Genomic DNA, 16406 nt, shown 5'->3' with positions numbered 1-16406 from the left:
ACATGCCGGGGCGGTGATCTTCCGGCTACGCAACGTGCCGGACGGGCGGAGAATTCCCTCACCCGCCCGTGGGTTTTCCTCGCTCACTCGTGCGGGTGAGCGCGGACCACCAGTGCCGTCGCGACGGCGGCGAGGCCGTCGCCGCGGCCGGGGAAGCCCAGGCCGTCGCTGGTGGCGGCGCTCACCGAGACGGGGGCGCCGACCGCCGAGGTCAGGACCTTCTGGGCCTCGTCGCGGCGGCGGCCGATCTTGGGGCGCTTGCCGACGACCTGGACCGCCACGTTGCCGATGACGAAGCCCGCGTCGCGCACGATCCGGGCGGCCTCGGTGAGCAGGGCGGTCCCGGAGGCGCCCGCCCACTCGGGCCGGTCGGTGCCGAAGTGGGCGCCGAGGTCACCGAGCCCGGCGGCGGAGAACAGGGCGTTGCAGGCCGCGTGGGCGACGACGTCGGCGTCGGAGTGCCCGGCGAGCCCCGGCCCCTCCCCCTCCCAGAGGAGTCCGGCGCACCACAGCTCGCGCCCTTCCTCGAAGGCGTGGATGTCGGTGCCGATGCCGACCTGGGGAAGCACGTAGCCGGGCGGCAGGCCGGAGCCGGGCAGACCGGGCGCGGACAGGCCGCCGCCGGGCAGACCGGACCCGGACGGATCGCCGCCGGGCAGATCGGACCCGGACACCCCGTGCCCGAGCGGGCCGTCAGTAGCCATCGGTGGCCCTCCTGCGGGCGAGTACGGCCTCGGCGAGTACGAGGTCCAGCGGGCGGGTGACCTTGAACGCCTCTTCGTGGCCCGGCACGACCAGCACCGGTACGCCGAGCTGTTCGACCATGCTCGCGTCGTCGGTGACATCGCGGGTGACGGTGGCGTGCGCCTTGGCGAGCGTGCCGCGGTCGAAGCCCTGCGGGGTCTGGACGGCGCGCAGCAGGGCGCGCTCCGGGGTGCCGGTGACCAGATGGGTGACCGCGTCGACGCTCTTGACGGTGTCGGCCAGCGGCAGCGCGGGGACGACGGCGGGGGCGCCGCCGCGTACCGCCTCGACCACGCCGTCCACGGTCTCCACCGGCACCAGCGGGCGGGCCGCGTCGTGCACGAGGACGACGTCCACGTCGTCGGGGAGCGCGGCGAGGCCGAGCCGTACCGACTCCTGCCGTACGTCACCGCCGGGGACGACCCGTATGTCGGTGGACTCGGGCAGGCCGTGGGCGTCGAGCAGCGCCCTGACCGCGGGGACGCCCTCGGGCGGGGCGACGACCACGATCACGTCGACGGCGCGGGCGCGGGCCATCGCGCGGACGGCGTGCACCAGGATGGGCACCCCGCCGAGGGTGCGCAGGGCCTTGGGCGCGCCGGGGCCGAGCCGAAGTCCACGGCCGGCGGCGGGAATGACTGCTGCGGTACGCAGGTTTGTGTCCTTGTATGAGGTGGGTATCGCCTGGGAGTACCCCCAGCCGAGGTTGGGGACAGTGCCGGGCAAGCGCTCACCGCGGACCCCTTCCGTGAAGTCCGCGGGGATGTGCCACGCCCGGTACCGCCTGGTGAGCGGTGCCGTATGTCTCCGGCCGTATGTCTCCGTACGCGGGCACAAGCATGCCGCAGCACCCGGTCGTCATGCCCGACCGGGTGCCGCGGTAATTCCCTCGGGTGGTGTTTCCGGGGGCAGTGCGTCGCCGTACGTCACGGTCGGCGTGGCCACGCCGATTGAGACGAGAAACGAGAACCTCGATGGCACGTGGTGGGCGCGCGCGAGGATCTTAGGACGCGAGAACCTCGTCGAGCAGCGCCTCGGCCTTGTCCTCGTTGGTGTTCTCCGCCAGAGCGAGTTCGCTGACCAGGATCTGCCGGGCCTTGGCGAGCATGCGCTTCTCGCCGGCCGACAGGCCGCGCTCGCGCTCACGACGCCACAGGTCGCGGACCACTTCTGCGACCTTGATGACATCGCCGGAAGCGAGCTTCTCCAGATTTGCCTTGTATCGCCGGGACCAGTTGGTGGGCTCCTCGGTGTACGGCGCGCGCAGCACCTCGAAGACCCGGTCCAGACCCTCCTGACCGACCACGTCGCGTACGCCGACGAACTCCGCATTGTCCGCGGGCACACGTACCGTCAAGTCGCCCTGGGCGACCTTGAGCACCAAGTAGGTCTTGTCCACGCCTTTGATCTGGCGAATTTCGATTGCCTCGATCAGCGCGGCCCCGTGATGGGGATAGACCACGGTGTCGCCAACCTTGAACGTCATGTGACAGGTACCCCTTCCGTGGCTATCCAGGGTAACACGGGAACGCCCTCATCTGAATGGCGTTTTCGCAGGTCAGAGCATATCTCAGGGCTTGACAACGGCCCCCGGGACGTGCTGGAGCATGCCTCCCGCGCGAGGTATCCGCAGGTGGGAGCAGGTATACGGGGAGGCTGAAACGCCGCCGTTACAGGCTCTACCGCCGCCGAACAAGGGGCAGTACGTCCCTATTTGTCGCTCCCGGACGAGTGGATCATCGCTACTCCGTTCGGGAACCTGCCCGCAGATGATCCAATTTTGCACAGTCGTGGAACAACGGCGGAACACTCGCGGAAAACCGGCCGCGCCGATCATGAACGACGTCGGGTAATCACGTCGGGGGAATGCGGAATGCAATGGGTACGCGCGCCCGGCCCGCCACCGGGCGGGTGAACCGCGCGGGTGAGCCGGGCTCCCAGGGGCCACCCGGTGCGCGGGCGCGTCAACGGCTCGGTAATCTAAGGCCGCTGGAAGATCTTCCGAACCTGATCTAGGAGATGCCGCCGCCGTGGTCCGCAGCTTCCGTCGCGGCGCCCTCGCCGCCGTTTTCGCGCTCTCGCTCGCCCCGCTCGCCGCCTGCGCGGCCGGGAACGACGCGCAGACCCTGAAGGTCCAACCGGACAGCGACTCCGTGACTCACGGCGTGATCAAGGTACAGAACGCCGTGGTGCTCACCCAGAGCGCCGGCAACGGACCCGCGACGGTCTCCGCGCGCCTGTTCAACAACGGCGACGACGCCCAGACCCTCCAGTCCGTCCAGCTCGGCTCGACCAGGGTCACGCTCGCGGACAAGGACGGCGGCCAGACCGTCAGCGTCCCCGGCCACGGCACCGTACTCCTCGGCGGCAAGGGCAACCCGTCCGCCGTCGTGGACAGCGGCACCGAGGCGCTGCGGGACGGCGACGTGCAGAACGCCGTGTTCGAGTTCAGCTCCTCCGGGCCCGTCGCGATCCAGCTCAACGTGATCCCGGCCACCGGCGACTACCAGCAGTTCGGTCCCAGCTCGCTGCCGACCACCCAGGCGCCGACGCCGAGCACCACGCCGACCGGTTCTGCCACGCCCACCGGCTCGGCCACGCCGACGGACACCGCGACCCCGACGGGCACCGCCACCCCGACCTCCTGAGGTCGGTTTTCGGACAACCTGAAACGGCCCGGTGGCACGCTCGCCACCGGGCCTTTCCCGTATACGAATCCGGGACGCGCTCTGCCGTCCGCGCGCTGTGTCAGGGCCCGGGTCCAACGCCCGGACCCGGGGTTACGGCTCGAACTTGTAGCCCAGGCCGCGGACCGTCACGAGATAACGCGGCGCGCCCGGGTCGGGCTCGATCTTGGCGCGCAGCCGCTTGACGTGCACGTCGAGGGTCTTGGTGTCACCGACGTAGTCGGCACCCCAGACCCGGTCGATGAGCTGCATACGGGTCAGGACGCGGCCCGCGTTGCGCAGCAGCATCTCCAGCAGGTCGAACTCCTTGAGCGGGAGGTCGACCTTGCCGCCGGAGACGGTGACCACGTGCCGGTCGACGTCCATCCGGACCGGACCGGCCTCCAGGGCGGCCGGGGAGATCTCCTCGGGCTCGCCGCGGCGGCGGAGCACCGCGCGGATGCGGGCGACCAGCTCCCGCGAGGAGAACGGCTTGGTCACATAGTCGTCCGCGCCTATCTCCAGGCCGACGACCTTGTCGATCTCGCTGTCCTTGGCGGTCACCATGATGACCGGGACATTGGACTTCAGCCGGAGCTGGCGGCAGACCTCGGTGCCGGGCAGGCCCGGCAGCATGAGGTCGAGCAGCACCAGGTCGGCGCCATTGCGCTCGAACTCGTCCAGCGCGTCGGGCCCGGTCGCGGATATGGCGACCTCGAAGCCCTCCTTGCGGAGCATGTACGACAGCGCGTCGCTGAAGGACTCTTCGTCCTCGACGACGAGTACGCGTGTCACGGAAGGACCTCCGGGGCGGGGATGTGTTCGGGGAGAGAGCGGAAGAGCTGTTCGTCCGACGGCTCGTCCAGCGACTCCTGGTCGGAATCGAGATCGGAGTCGCGGTCGGAGTCGGGATCGGAGTCGGGGTCCGCGTCCGCCTCGGCCACAGGATCGGTGCCGGGCGGCAGTGCGCGGTCGCGGGCGATCCCGGCTTCGGGAAGCCGCAGTGTGAAGGTGGAGCCCTGACCCTCGGCGCTCCACACGGTGACCTCCCCGCCGTGCGAGGCGGCCACGTGTTTGACGATGGACAGCCCGAGCCCGGTGCCGCCGGTGGCCCGCGAACGCGCCGGGTCGACCCGGTAGAAACGCTCGAAGACCCGGTCGCGGTCCTTCTCGGAGAGGCCGATGCCCTGGTCGGTGACGGAGATCTCAATGAGATCCCCGCCGGGTGCGTTGATCCTGCGCCCCGCGATGCCGACCCGCGTACGGGCCGGACTGTAGTTGACAGCGTTCTCGACGAGATTGCCGAGGGCGGCGGCGAGCTGGCCCCGGTTTCCCCATATGTGCAGGTCAGGGGTGGTTCCGGTAGCCATGGTGATCTGTTTGGTGTTGGCCTGGTGACGGCAGCGGTCGACGGCCTCGGCGACGAGGTCGTCCACGGCCACCGGCTCGGCGTCGTCGAGCAGGTCGTCGTCCTGGACCCGGGAGAGGTCGATGATCTCCTGGACCAGGCTGGTCAGCCGGGTGGCCTCGATCTGCATCCGGCCCGCGAAGCGGATGACCGCCTCGGGGTCGTCGGAGGCGTCCATGACGGCCTCCGACAGCAGGGAGAGCGCCCCCACGGGGGTCTTCAGTTCGTGGCTGACATTCGCCACGAAGTCACGGCGGACCGCCTCGATCCGCCGGGCCTCGGTGAGGTCCTCGACCAGCAGCAGCACCAGCCGGGAGCCCAGCGGGGCGACCCGCGCCGAGACCGCGAGACCTTCGCCGCGGCTCACACCGCGGCGCGGCAGGTCCAGTTCCACCTGCCGTATCTCGCCGTCCCGCCGGGTCTCGCGGGCCATCTGCAGCATCTGGTCGACGGCCAGCCGGCCGCCGCGTACCAGCCCGAGGGCGTACGCCGCCGAGCTGGCCTTGACCACCGTGTCGCCCTCGTCCAGGACGACGGCGGAGGACCGCAGGACCGAGAGGACGGTGTCCACGCCCGGCGGCAGCGCGCCGGTCATGTTGTCGGGCCGCATGGCCGTACGGGTGGGGCGGGCCTGTTCCCGCTCGCTCCAGCGGAACGCGAGCACGGCGATCACACCGGTCAGCAGACCGGCTATCGCACTGGCTGCGGCGACTGCCGCGTTCACGTCCATAGCCCCAGGTTAGGTGGGTCGCGCAAGCGATCCACAACCCCGGAAGCTACCTCTCGGATGCTCGTTGCCAAGAGTTCACCTTCACGTGGGGAGTGGTTCACTCAGGGTGTGCGGTCGGTACGCGTACGCCCATCAGCGTGGCAGCGTGGAGGAGAAACCTCTGTTCGGACGGAAGGAAAGCGATGCGGGACGCATATCACGAGGAGCTGGACTCGATCGGTGACGGTCTGGTCGAGATGGCCCGGCTCGTCGGCTCCGCGATCGGCCGCGCCACCACCGCGCTGCTCGACGCGGACCTGAAGGTCGCGGAGAGCGTCATCGCCGCCGACGAGAAGGTCGACGAGATCCAGCGGGAGCTGGAGAACCGGGCGATCACCCTGCTGGCCCGGCAGCAGCCGGTCGCCACCGACCTGCGGATCGTGGTCACGTCGCTGCGGATGAGCGCGGACCTGGAGCGGTCCGGCGACCTCGCCCGCCACGTGGCCAAGCTGGCCCGCCTGCGCTTCCCCGAGTCGGCCGTGCCGCGCGACCTGCACAGCACCATCCTGGAGATGGGCCAGCTCGCGCAGCGCCTGGTCGCCAAGGCCGGCGAGGTCATCGTCAGCAAGGACGTGGACGACGCGCTCCAGCTCGAAGCGGACGACGACCGCATGGACGAGCTGCACCGCACGCTCTTCCAGCACCTGCTGGACGACCGCTGGAAGCACGGCATCGAGACGGCCGTGGACGTGACGCTGGTCGGCCGGTACTACGAGCGCTTCGCCGACCACGCCGTGTCGGTCGCCAAGCGCGTCGTCTACCTGGTCACCGGTGAGCACGCGGACGAGATGACGCCGCAGACGCCGTCGGCGGTGGAGGGCGCGTAGCGCCGTCCGGCGGGGGCGGGGGGCTTGGGCGGCGCGCGGGCCGGTGGCGGCGCGGAGGTCTTTCGCGGGGGCGGGGGTCTTTCGCGGCGCGCGGGCCGGTGGCGGCACGGAGGGCTTTCGCGGCGCGCGGGCCGGTCGCCGCGCGTAGGGCGCGTAAGGCATTCGGGGGAGGCCGGAGTGCGCTCGTGCGCCGGGGGTGCGCTATTGAAGGGCGCGGCCGGCGCGGAGTTCACTGGTGGGTAGGCAAGCCTGAGGAGGGTGTACTGATGCAGGAATCCCCCGTCACGCCAACTCCCGTACGCGACCAGCCGTCTTCCGACCACGCCCCGCGGCCGCTCCGGACCCCGCTGCCGCTGGTCGCCGCGTGCGGCTGCGGCTCGGGGTGCGGCTGTGGCTGTCAGTCCGGCGGCGCCTGCCAGTGCGGAGGCTGCACCGGCTGACGCCCCGTCCGTCCCGACTCGTCTGATCCGTACCGTCCCGTCGCACCAACCGTTCACACGGACGACGGCCCGCGCTTCCTGACGGACGCGGGCCGTCGTCATGCCCGGCCAACGACGACGGCCGGGCCCTCGGACCGCCCTTGTGACGACTCGGAAGGCTCCGTCGAGGTCCTGCCGGCCGACGTGCTGCTCGGCCGCCGACCCGTGAACGACAACGCCCCCCGTCTGCGGGAAAACCCGCGGACGGAGGGCGTGGCGGTGCGAGAGGACTACTTCTTGCCCTGGTTCTTGACCGCCTCGATGGCGGCTGCCGCGGCGTCGGGGTCGAGGTAGGTGCCGCCCGGGTTGAGGGGGCGGAAGGAGGCGTCGAGCTGGTAGGAGAGGGGGATGCCGGTGGGGATGTTGAGGCCGGCGATGTCGGCGTCGGAGATGCCGTCGAGGTGCTTGACCAGGGCGCGCAGGGAGTTGCCGTGCGCGGCGACCAGGACGGTGCGGCCCGCGAGCAGGTCGGGGACGATGCCGTCGTACCAGTACGGGAGCATGCGCAGGACGACGTCCTTGAGGCACTCGGTGCGCGGACGCAGCTCCGGCGGGATGCTCGCGTACCGCGCGTCGTCGCTCTGCGAGAACTCGGCACCGTCCTCCAGCGGCGGCGGCGGGGTGTCGTACGAGCGGCGCCACAGCATGAACTGCTCCTCGCCGAATTCGGCGAGGGTCTGCGCCTTGTCCTTGCCCTGGAGCGCGCCGTAGTGCCGCTCGTTGAGCCGCCAGGAGCGGTGGACGGGCACCCAGTGGCGGTCGGCGGCCTCCAGGGAGAGCTGCGCGGTGCGGATCGCGCGCTTCTGGAGGGAGGTGTGCACCACGTCGGGGAGGAGACCGGCGTCCTTGAGCAGCTCGCCGCCCCGGACCGCCTCCTTCTCACCCTTGTCGTTGAGATTGACGTCCACCCAGCCGGTGAACAGATTCTTCGCGTTCCACTCGCTCTCGCCGTGGCGGAGCAGGATCAGTTGGTACGGAGCAGCAGCCATGGGCCCGAGCCTAATAGAAATCCCCTGGCGCCACCCGACCGCCCTCTGTAATATTCTCCAGCCGGTAGAGGTCATTACACAAAGGGGTCGCGGTGACGGCGTTCAGTCGGGCGGTACGGGAGACGGTGAGCGGTCTTCCCCGCCAGTTCTGGTGGCTGTGGACCAGCACCCTGGTGAACCGCCTCGGCGGCTTCGTCGTGACGTTCCTCGCCCTCTATCTCACCGTGCAGCGCGGCTACTCCGCCTCGTACGCGGGCCTGGTCGCGGCCCTGTTCGGGCTCGGCGGCGCCGGGGGCGCGGTGCTCGGCGGGGTCCTCGCCGACCGGATCGGCCGCCGCCCCACGCTGCTCGCCACCCAGCTCGGCGCCGCCGCCACCACCGCGGTGCTCGGCTTCGTGACCAACCCGCTGGCCATCGCCGCCGTCGCCACCCTCGTCGGCCTGACCAGCAGCGCCTCCCGGCCCGCGCTCTCCGCGATGATCGCCGACCTCGTACCCCCGAAGGACCGGGTGCGCGCCTTCTCCCTCAACTACTGGGCGATCAACATCGGCTTCGGCGTCTCGGCCGCCGCCGCGGGCTTCATCGCCTCCGAGGGATACGTGTGGCTGTTCGTCGGCGACGCGTTGACGACCGTGCTGTGCGCGGTGGTCGTGTACGTCAAGGCGCAGGAGACGCTGCCGGTGACGGCGAAGGTGACGTACGTGGACGGGAGGACGGTGGACGGGAGGACGGTGAACGGGAAGGCGGTGAGCGGGAAGGCTGGGAGTGGGACGACGGCGAGCGGGACGACGGCGAAATCCCGTCCCCGTAAGGCGACTTCGCGGCGCGCTGCGGACTCCACCGACATCCGGCTCTCCGACGTCCTGCGCGACCAGCGCTTCATGGCCCTGGTCGGCCTGACCTTCCTGCTCGGCTCGGTGATGAACCAGGCCAACTCCACGCTCGCCGTCGACATGGGCGCGCACGGCCTGTCCGCCCGCCAGTTCGGTGTCGTCATCGCCATCAACGGCCTGGTGATCGTGCTGCTCCAGATCCCCGTCACCCGGCTGGTGCGGCGGTACGGCAACGCGGCGCTGCTGGGCGTCGGTTCGCTGCTGATGGCCTGGGGCTTCGGCCTGACCGTCCTCGCGGGCTCGGTCGCCCTCTACTCGCTGACCGTCGTCGTATGGACCCTCGGCGAGATCGTGCACGCCCCCGCCTCGATGTCGGTGGTCGCCGACCTCGCCCCGGCCACCGCCCGCGGCCGCTACCAGGGCATGTACACCCTGTCCTGGTCCGCCGCGGCCTTCGCCGGTCCCCTGGTCGGCGGCGTCACCCTCGACCAGCTCGGCCGCACCACCGTCTGGCTGGGCTGCGCCGTCCTCGGCACGCTCGCGGGCGCCGGTTACTACCTGCTGCTGCGCGGCCGTCCGGCCGCCCCGGTCCTCCCCACCGCCCCTGTGGCGGCCGGAGTCGAGGCCCAGGCCCCGGCTCCCCGCGACGCCCCGGAACAGGTCGGCGGCTGAGCGCCGCGGGCCGTTCGCCGACCGGGACACCAGCCGGGACGCCGACAGGGCCACGAAGGCGCTCGACCGGAAGCCCCGGTCAGCGGCGGAGCCGCAGAGCGCGCTGCGCCTCGTAGAGGTTCGGCGGGTCGATCCCCGGAGTGCCGTAGGACTCCAGGCGCGAGTGCAGCGGGCCCGTGAAGTCGGGGACGTCGATCTGGCCGAAGGGGGTCACCGTGGAGATGCCGACGGTCGCGCTGTAGGGCGCGATGTCGTCGATCTTGACGCAGCCCGCGCGGCCGTTGGTGACGGTGACGTTCCAGTGGGTGAAGCGGGCGCCGTACAGCGGTCCGGCGGAGGCGTCGCCGCCGTGCTGACCGTCGTTGGAGACGGTGATGTCGGTACGGACGCAGGCGAACGGCAGGCCGCGGTGGGTGTCGAAGGTGCCCATCTCCATCCGGCCGCGCGACCAGACGTTGTACGACGACAGGCCCTCGGCGTTGATGCCGTGGAGCTGCGTACCGGACGGGGCGGGCACGGTGCGCCGGTCGATCGCGAAGTCCTCGACGAGGTTGTCGTGCGAGCCCTCACGGCAGGCGTACGGGTGGTGGCTGCCGCGCCCCGAGACGCGGGTACGGCGGAAGGTGGTGGCCTTCGCCGCGACCATCAGGAAGCCGTTGTCGACGTCGACGGCGTGCACGTCGTCCACCCAGCAGTCCCAAGTGCACTGCGCGACCAGCCCGTTGTACCCCTTGTCGAGCAGATGCGGCGACTGCGGTGTGGGCGTCATTTGGATGGTCAGGCCCTCCACACCGGAGTTGACCAGCGGCTCGACCATCGTGGTGATCCTCGGCCGCCACAGCAGCCGGGTGTCCAGCGGCAGCGGCCGGTCGAAGGTGACGCGCCGTCCCCGGACTTCGGTGATCAGGGCCGGCCATTCGTAGGGGACGTACGAGAGCAGCTTGCTCTTGTCGGACCAGTCGTACGTGGCCGCGCCGTCGACGTCGCCCGCCATGTGGTCGAGCAGGCCGTGCGCGGGGTCGTCGGCGTATTGCAGCAACACGCGTGCGCCGGGCCGCAGTTGGCTGGCGCTGTCGACGGTGACGCTCCAACTGCCCTGAGCGGCCTCCTCGGTGACGGTCGCGAGCGTCCGCCACTGGTCGCGCCTGTTGCCGGTCCAGCCCTCGAACGGCCAGTCCTTGGCGCGGATCGCGTCGGTCAGGGAGGCGTAGCGGTCGGCCGGGCACATCCAGACCAGGCCGCCCGCCCAGGACCACGACGACTTGTCGCCGCCGTACCGGCTGCCGTACGGGCCGATGAGGTCGGTCAGCGACCTGGTCGCGTACAGCACGGTGCGTCCGCTGCCCGCGCCGCGCAGGGTGGTGTTGCTCCAGCCGAGCCGGATGACGTCATCGATGCGGTACGTGCCCGGCGGGAGGTGGACGGTGCCGCCGCCCGCCCGGCCGACCTCGCGCAGGGCGCGGTTGATGGCGGGGGCCGCGTCGGCCGAGCCGTCCGCCTTGGCGCCGTAGCGCAGGACGTTCGCACGGACGGGGTGGCGGCGGAAGCGGCGGGAGCCGCCGTCGTAACCGGCGCGGGCGACGTACGGGATCTGCGGGTGGGTGTACGGGGTCGCGGTGAACTCCCGCCAGAGGGCGAGGGGTTGGCGGCCCCTCTGCCCGGACGGGTCGACGGCCGCGTCGGCGGCCTTCGCCGTACCGCCGAACGCCGTACCGCCGAACGGCGCGCCGCCGAGCGCCGTCGCGGCTGCCGCCGCCGAGGTGACCTGGACGCTCGCGGTCAGCAGCTTCCTGCGGCTCATCGCCATGCTTCCACCCTTCACACGTAGGCCGCTATCACGTATCTGAACGTGGTTCAGATCTACGACTGACGTGAGGGTGTCATGTGGTACGGACCAAGGGGAAGGGGTCGTGCGGTGATTCTTAGGACTGACCTTCGGTCAGGTGAGTGAACGCGTCCAGGTTCCTGGTGGACTCGCCGCGCGACACCCGCCACGCGTACTCCTTGCGGATGGAGGTGGCGAACCCCAGCTCCAGCAGCGTGTTGAAGGAGCCGTCCGCGTTCTCCACGACCGCGCCGAGCAGCCGGTCGACCTCCTCCGGCGTGACGGCGGCCAGCGGGAGGCGGCCGTTGAGGTAGACGTCACCGAGCCGGTCGATGGCGTAACTCACCCCGTACAGGCGAAGGTTGCGCTCCAGAAGCCAGCGGTAGAAGGCTTCCTGATTCTCGTCGGGGTGGCGGACGACGAAGGCGTTCAGCGACAGGGTGTGGGCGCCGACCAGGAAGGAGCAGGTGGTGGAGAGCTTGCGGGTGCCCGGCAGTTGGGTGACATACGTGTCCGGGCGCGGCGACTCCCACGGCAAGTCGGCTTCGCGCAGGGCCTGTTCGAGCGCGCGGACGGCTCGCGCCCGGAGGTCGCCGCGCGGGGCGTCGGGGGCCACGCCGCCATGGGCACCGTCATGGGCTCCGTCGTCGGTGTCACCGTTGACGTCCACCGGGGTCTCCTCAGCCATGCGCCGATCGTAGGTGACGGCGGTGTTCGGCCTGCGCAGCCGCGTACACCTCGGTGGTGTCGGCCGCGGCCTTCCCCCAGCCGAACTCCCGCGCGTGCCGGGCCGCCGCCGCGCCCAGCGAGTCGCCGAGCGCCGGGTTGTCGATGAAACGGCGCAGCACCCGCGCGTAGTCCCGGGGGTCGTGCCCCGGTACGAGGAAGCCGGTGCGGTCGTCCGCCACCGCGACCGGCAGCCCGCCGACCTCCGCCGCGATCACCGGCGTACCGCACGCCTGCGCCTCTATCGCGACCAGCCCGAAGGACTCGTTGTACGACGGCATGACCAGGACGGTCGCCGCCCGGTACCAGTCCGCGAGCCGCTCCTGGTCCACCGGCGGCTGGAACCGTACGACGTCGGACACGCCGAGCCGCGCGGCCAGCTTGTGCAGCGCCTCCGGCTTGGCCAGACCGCTGCCGCTGGGGCCGCCGACGATCGGCACGAGGAGGCGGTCGCGCAGCGTCGGGTCCTCGTCCAGCAGCACCGCGACGGCGCGGATCAGCACGTCGGGGGCCTTCAGGGGCTGTATCCGGCCCGCGAAGAGCGGGATCACCGCGTCCTGCGGGAGCCCGAGGCGCCGACGGGCCGCCGCGCGGCCCGGCTCCGGGCGGAAGCGGTCCAGATTCACGCCGGGGTGCACGACCGCGACCTTCGAGGCGGTCGCCTCGTAGTACCGCACCAACTCGTCTGCTTCCTCGGCGGTGTTGGCGATCAGGCGGTCGGCCGCCGCCACGACCTGCGTCTCGCCGATCACCCGCGCGGCGGGCTCGGGACAGTCGTCCTCGGCCAGCGCCGCGTTCTTGACCTTGGCCATGGTGTGCATGGCGTGCACCAGCGGCACGCCCCAGCGCTGCGCCGCCAGCCAGCCGACGTGGCCCGAGAGCCAGTAGTGCGAGTGGACCAGGTCGTAGTAACCCGGGCGGTGGCCCGCCCACGCCTGCATCACCCCGTGCGTGAACGCGCAGAGCTGCGCGGGCAGCTCTTCCTTGGCCAGGCCCTCGTACGGGCCCGCGTCCACGTGCCGCACCAGCACACCGGGGGCCAGCTCGACCGCCGGGGGCAGCGCCCCCGTGGTGGCCCGCGTGAAGATCTCGACCTCCACGTTCAGGTCGGCGAGGCGCTTGGCCAGCTCCACGATGTAGACGTTCATGCCGCCCGCGTCGCCGGTGCCCGGCTGGTGCAGCGGTGACGTGTGCACGCTCAGCATCGCGACTCGGCGTACGCGGCGGCCTCCGGTGCGGCGACCCCTCATCCCCAGCGCGTGCTTGTGCTTCTGCGCACCGCGCAGCGCGGCGAGCCGGGACGACGTCTGCTGGGTCACCATGCGTTCCTTCCGAAGGCCGTACCCCCGCGTTCAACCATGGGGAACGCCGGAACTGGCGGTTCCATTTCCTTGTTGCCGAAGCGTGACCTTGGGGGGTGGGTGGTGTCTTGGTCTTTTTGTCTTTTTTGCCCGCCCGCCCACCCGTGCGGGTGCTTTCTTCGTCTGCGGGTGCCGCCCGTGCCTGGTCGGTCCCGGCCCGGGGCACCTCCTCGGGCGACGAACCTGCGGCCACCTGCGCCTGCTTCTGCCCCTGCCCGTTCGTCCCCCTGCGGGGGCACCCCGCACCGACCCCTCCGGTCCGCCGGCGCCCGCCTGTCCGCTGTGGCTGAGGAGGGAGGGGTGGCAGGGGGTGCGGCCCCTGCGCGACCGACCGTCCACCCGGGGCGTGAGGAGGGGGTGGGTGGGCGAAGGGGGGTGGGTGGGGCGAGCCCGCCGGCGCCCGACGGTCGGAGGGGGTGGCGGAAGGGGGTGGGCGGGGGCCCAGGCCCTGCGCCCCCGACCGTCCAGCCGGGCGGGAGGAGGGGGAGGGTGGGCACCTCAGCGGTCGCCCGCTCGTGGTGGGCCGGGAGGAGGGCGGGCGCAGGTAAGCCTGGCGGCGGTGGCCCACCCGTGGGGGCGGCGAGTCAGGGCATGGGCGGGCGGGGTCGGCGGACTAGCTGGAGGGCACCCCCGGGGCCGGGCGGTGACGCGGGGCGGCTCGCCGAAAGACCCCCCTCCCCCGGCACCCCCACCGGACAGGCGGACGCCGACGTACCGGGAGGGGACGGGCCGGGGTGCCCCCGCAGAAATACGTTGACGGCCGGGTACCGGATTCGCAAAGGCCAGGTGGTACGGATTTCGAGGAGGTACCCCGGACCGGCACCGACCAGGCACAAGCGGCACCCGCAGACGAAGAAAACACCCGCACGGGTGGGCGGGCGGGAAAGACTAGAGTCGAGGAATGCGCGGCATGGTGGGGGTGGTGACCAGAGGAACCACCGGGCCCAACCGGCTGCGCCGGATGGACCGGTGGATCGCCACCGCGCTGGAAGCGGAACTGCGGCGAGCCGACCACCCCGTCGTCGTCGACCTCGGATACGGCGCCGCCCCCTGGACAGCGGTGGAACTCCTGAGCCGCCTCCAGGCGGTAAGAGAAGACGTCCAGGTCGTCGGCGTCGAGATCGACCCGGCCCGCGTCGCGGCAGCGAAACCGTACGAGCGCGACAACCTGAGCTTCATACACGGCGGCTTCGAAGTCCCCCTCCCCCACGGAAGCCGCCCCGTCCTGATCAGGGCGGCGAACGTCCTGCGCCAGTACGACGAAAGCGAGGTCGCCGCCGTATGGACCCGGCTGCGCGGCCGGCTCGCCCCCGGCGGCCTCCTCGTGGAAGGCACCTGCGACGAGATCGGCCGCCGCCACGTCTGGGTGGCGCTCGGCCCCGAAGGCCCCCGAAGCGTCACCTTCGCCACCCGCCTCGGCTCCCTCGACCGCCCCTCCGACCTGGCCGAACGCCTCCCGAAGGCGCTGATCCACCGGAATGTGCCCGGCGAACCCGTGCACGCGTTCCTCACCGCCTTCGACCGGGCCTGGGCCTCGGCCGCTCCCCTGTCCGCCCTGGGCGCGCGCCAGCGCTGGATCCGCGCCGTCACCTCGCTGCGCGCGGACGGCTGGCCGCTCGTGGACGGCCCCGCCCGGTGGCGCCAGGGCGAGGTCACGGTCGCCTGGCCCGCCCTCGCCCCGCACGCGTAACGCCCTCTCGCCCTTCCCCTTTACGGCTCGCCGTGCCACCATCCGCCAAGATGTGACGGCCCGTCAGATAAACCCTGCGTTCAGCGGCGCGAGCAGCCGCGCGAACAGCCACCGCGCCCGTGACGTGAGGGAGGCTCGGATGACCCGCGGAATCCGAAGCGGCGCCTGCGCGGCGGCGCTCATGGCGCTCACCGCCACGGTCGCGCTGACCACCGCCACGGCCACGGCCCCGGCGCAGGCCGCACCCCCGCGCACCTTGGCCCAGGTCAGAGCCGAGGTGGACGCTCTGTACCGGCAGGCGGAGGCGGCGACGGACGCGTACAACGCGGCCGGGGAACGCGTACGGGCCCAGCAGCACGACCTGGTGGCGCTGGCGGTGGCCATCGACCGTACGCAGACACGCCTGCGCACGCTCACCGCGCAGGCGGGGGCGCTGGCCCGCGCGCAGTACCGGGCCGGCGGGGTGCCGGACACGCTGCGGCTGGCGATGTCGGGGGACCCCGACACCTTCCTGTCGGACGCGGGACTCGCCGCCCGCGGCGCCCGCGCGGCGAGCGCCACGATCGACGCGCTGGCCGACACGCGCGGGAAGCTGGACGGCTACGCGCACGCCGCCACCGAGCGGTGGCAGCAACTGGTCGACGCGCAGCGGACGGCGGCGGGGGCGCGGCAGCGCGTACGGGCCAGGCTCGCCGAGGCCACCGCGCTGCTGGCCACGCTCAAGGAACAGGAGCGCGTCCGGCTCGCGCGGCTCGAGGACGAGGCGGCGTACCGCGCGCAGAGCGACTGGCTGGCGACCGGTGACGCGAAACGCCTGGTCACCGCCGCGTCCACGGCGTCCTCCGCCGCGGGCCGCCGCGCCGTGGCCTTCGCGACCCGGCAGATCGGGAAGCCGTACGTGTGGGGCGCGGCGGGCCCGTCCTCGTACGACTGCTCCGGGCTCACCTCCCAGGCGTGGGCGGCGGCGGGCCGTCCCATCCCGCGCACCTCGCAAGAGCAGTGGGCGCGCCTCCCCCACGTGCCCGTGGACCGGATGCGCCCCGGCGACCTCGTCATCTACTTCTCCGACGCCAGCCACGTCGGCATCTACGTCGGCGGCGGCGCGATCGTCCACGCGCCGCGCCCGGGGCGGGACGTGGTGGTGGCGGGGGCCGGTTCGATGCCGATCCTGGGGGTCGTACGACCGGGTTGATGACGGTTCGCGCGTGTCTGGACGGAGGGAGACGTGGGGCGCGGAGGGATACGTGGGCGGGTACGCGTACGGGCGGCGGGTACGCGTACGGGCGGCGGTCCGGATTCGGGCGGCGGTCCGGATGCGGGTCACGGCGGGGGCGGGGTTGTGGCCGCCACGCGTGACCTTGGTCATGTGCGGATCAACACATCCACCGCGAAATCCCCTGCTGACCGCCGCATATGA

General features: G+C 71.9%; 14 protein-coding genes. 5 read left to right on the top strand and 9 right to left on the bottom strand.

Going from position 1 to position 16406, the window contains the following annotated elements; all coding sequences use genetic code 11:
• Positions 1 to 83: 83 nt before the first annotated feature.
• The 3 genes from ispF to ABZX65_RS21350 form a co-directional block, all read right to left on the bottom strand.
• The gene (ispF, locus tag ABZX65_RS21360) at positions 84 to 704 is read right to left on the bottom strand and encodes a 2-C-methyl-D-erythritol 2,4-cyclodiphosphate synthase (RefSeq protein ID WP_355342087.1); all 621 of its coding nucleotides are present in this window, start codon (positions 702 to 704) and stop codon (positions 84 to 86) included.
• Positions 694 to 1425 (bottom strand): 2-C-methyl-D-erythritol 4-phosphate cytidylyltransferase, encoded by a 732-nt coding sequence (ispD, locus tag ABZX65_RS21355; protein ID WP_355342355.1) that lies wholly within the window; start codon positions 1423 to 1425, stop codon positions 694 to 696. The genes ispF and ispD overlap by 11 nt, the downstream gene beginning before the upstream one ends.
• Before the next feature lie 322 nt (positions 1426 to 1747).
• Positions 1748 to 2230 carry a CarD family transcriptional regulator gene (locus ABZX65_RS21350; RefSeq protein ID WP_033174074.1) on the bottom strand — a complete coding sequence of 161 codons (483 nt, stop codon included), beginning with the start codon at positions 2228 to 2230 and terminating at the stop codon, positions 1748 to 1750.
• A 544-nt stretch (positions 2231 to 2774) separates the two neighbouring features.
• Between ABZX65_RS21350 and ABZX65_RS21345 the strand changes: the two genes are divergently transcribed.
• Positions 2775 to 3392 (top strand): DUF461 domain-containing protein, encoded by a 618-nt coding sequence (locus tag ABZX65_RS21345; RefSeq protein ID WP_355342083.1) that lies wholly within the window; start codon positions 2775 to 2777, stop codon positions 3390 to 3392.
• Positions 3393 to 3524: 132 nt separating this feature from the next.
• On the opposite strand, the gene ABZX65_RS21340 is transcribed toward ABZX65_RS21345, so the two are convergent.
• A complete protein-coding gene (locus ABZX65_RS21340) occupies positions 3525 to 4205 on the bottom strand; it encodes a response regulator transcription factor (protein ID WP_093716893.1) in 681 nt (226 codons plus the stop codon).
• Entirely contained in the window at positions 4202 to 5548 is a 1347-nt protein-coding gene (locus tag ABZX65_RS21335) for an ATP-binding protein (RefSeq protein WP_355342080.1), read from the bottom strand. The genes ABZX65_RS21340 and ABZX65_RS21335 overlap by 4 nt, the downstream gene beginning before the upstream one ends.
• Before the next feature lie 182 nt (positions 5549 to 5730).
• On the opposite strand from ABZX65_RS21335, the gene phoU reads away from it, so the two are divergent.
• On the top strand, positions 5731 to 6414 hold the full coding sequence (phoU, locus tag ABZX65_RS21330) for a phosphate signaling complex protein PhoU (protein ID WP_355342077.1): 684 nt from the start codon (positions 5731 to 5733) through the stop codon (positions 6412 to 6414).
• Between the two features lie 709 nt (positions 6415 to 7123).
• Here phoU and ABZX65_RS21325 read toward each other — a convergent pair.
• The gene (locus ABZX65_RS21325) at positions 7124 to 7882 is read right to left on the bottom strand and encodes a phosphoglyceromutase (protein ID WP_355342074.1); all 759 of its coding nucleotides are present in this window, start codon (positions 7880 to 7882) and stop codon (positions 7124 to 7126) included.
• Between the two features lie 92 nt (positions 7883 to 7974).
• Here ABZX65_RS21325 and ABZX65_RS21320 point away from each other — a divergent pair, with 92 nt between their 5' ends.
• Positions 7975 to 9387: an MFS transporter gene (locus tag ABZX65_RS21320; protein WP_355342071.1), complete on the top strand. Its 1413-nt coding sequence runs from the start codon at positions 7975 to 7977 to the stop codon at positions 9385 to 9387.
• A 79-nt stretch (positions 9388 to 9466) separates the two neighbouring features.
• On the opposite strand, the gene ABZX65_RS21315 is transcribed toward ABZX65_RS21320, so the two are convergent.
• From ABZX65_RS21315 to mshA, 3 genes are all read right to left on the bottom strand, one after another.
• A complete protein-coding gene (locus tag ABZX65_RS21315; RefSeq protein WP_355342068.1) occupies positions 9467 to 11188 on the bottom strand; it encodes a glycosyl hydrolase family 28-related protein in 1722 nt (573 codons plus the stop codon).
• Between the two features lie 121 nt (positions 11189 to 11309).
• Positions 11310 to 11900: a YbjN domain-containing protein gene (locus ABZX65_RS21310; protein ID WP_355342065.1), complete on the bottom strand. Its 591-nt coding sequence runs from the start codon at positions 11898 to 11900 to the stop codon at positions 11310 to 11312.
• The gene (mshA, locus tag ABZX65_RS21305; protein WP_355342352.1) at positions 11893 to 13188 is read right to left on the bottom strand and encodes a D-inositol-3-phosphate glycosyltransferase; all 1296 of its coding nucleotides are present in this window, start codon (positions 13186 to 13188) and stop codon (positions 11893 to 11895) included. The genes ABZX65_RS21310 and mshA overlap by 8 nt, the downstream gene beginning before the upstream one ends.
• Before the next feature lie 1012 nt (positions 13189 to 14200).
• Here mshA and ABZX65_RS21300 point away from each other — a divergent pair.
• Together ABZX65_RS21300 and ABZX65_RS21295 are read left to right on the top strand one after the other, a co-directional pair.
• On the top strand, positions 14201 to 14989 hold the full coding sequence (locus tag ABZX65_RS21300; protein WP_355342062.1) for a class I SAM-dependent methyltransferase: 789 nt from the start codon (positions 14201 to 14203) through the stop codon (positions 14987 to 14989).
• A 139-nt stretch (positions 14990 to 15128) separates the two neighbouring features.
• Positions 15129 to 16181 carry a C40 family peptidase gene (locus ABZX65_RS21295; RefSeq protein ID WP_355342059.1) on the top strand — a complete coding sequence of 351 codons (1053 nt, stop codon included), beginning with the start codon at positions 15129 to 15131 and terminating at the stop codon, positions 16179 to 16181.
• Positions 16182 to 16406 lie beyond the last annotated feature (225 nt).

Origin of the sequence: Streptomyces sp. NPDC003300, from assembly GCF_040610915.1 — a bacterium.
Taxonomy (GTDB): domain Bacteria; phylum Actinomycetota; class Actinomycetes; order Streptomycetales; family Streptomycetaceae; genus Actinacidiphila.
This window is presented reverse-complemented; position numbering and strand designations above follow the sequence as displayed.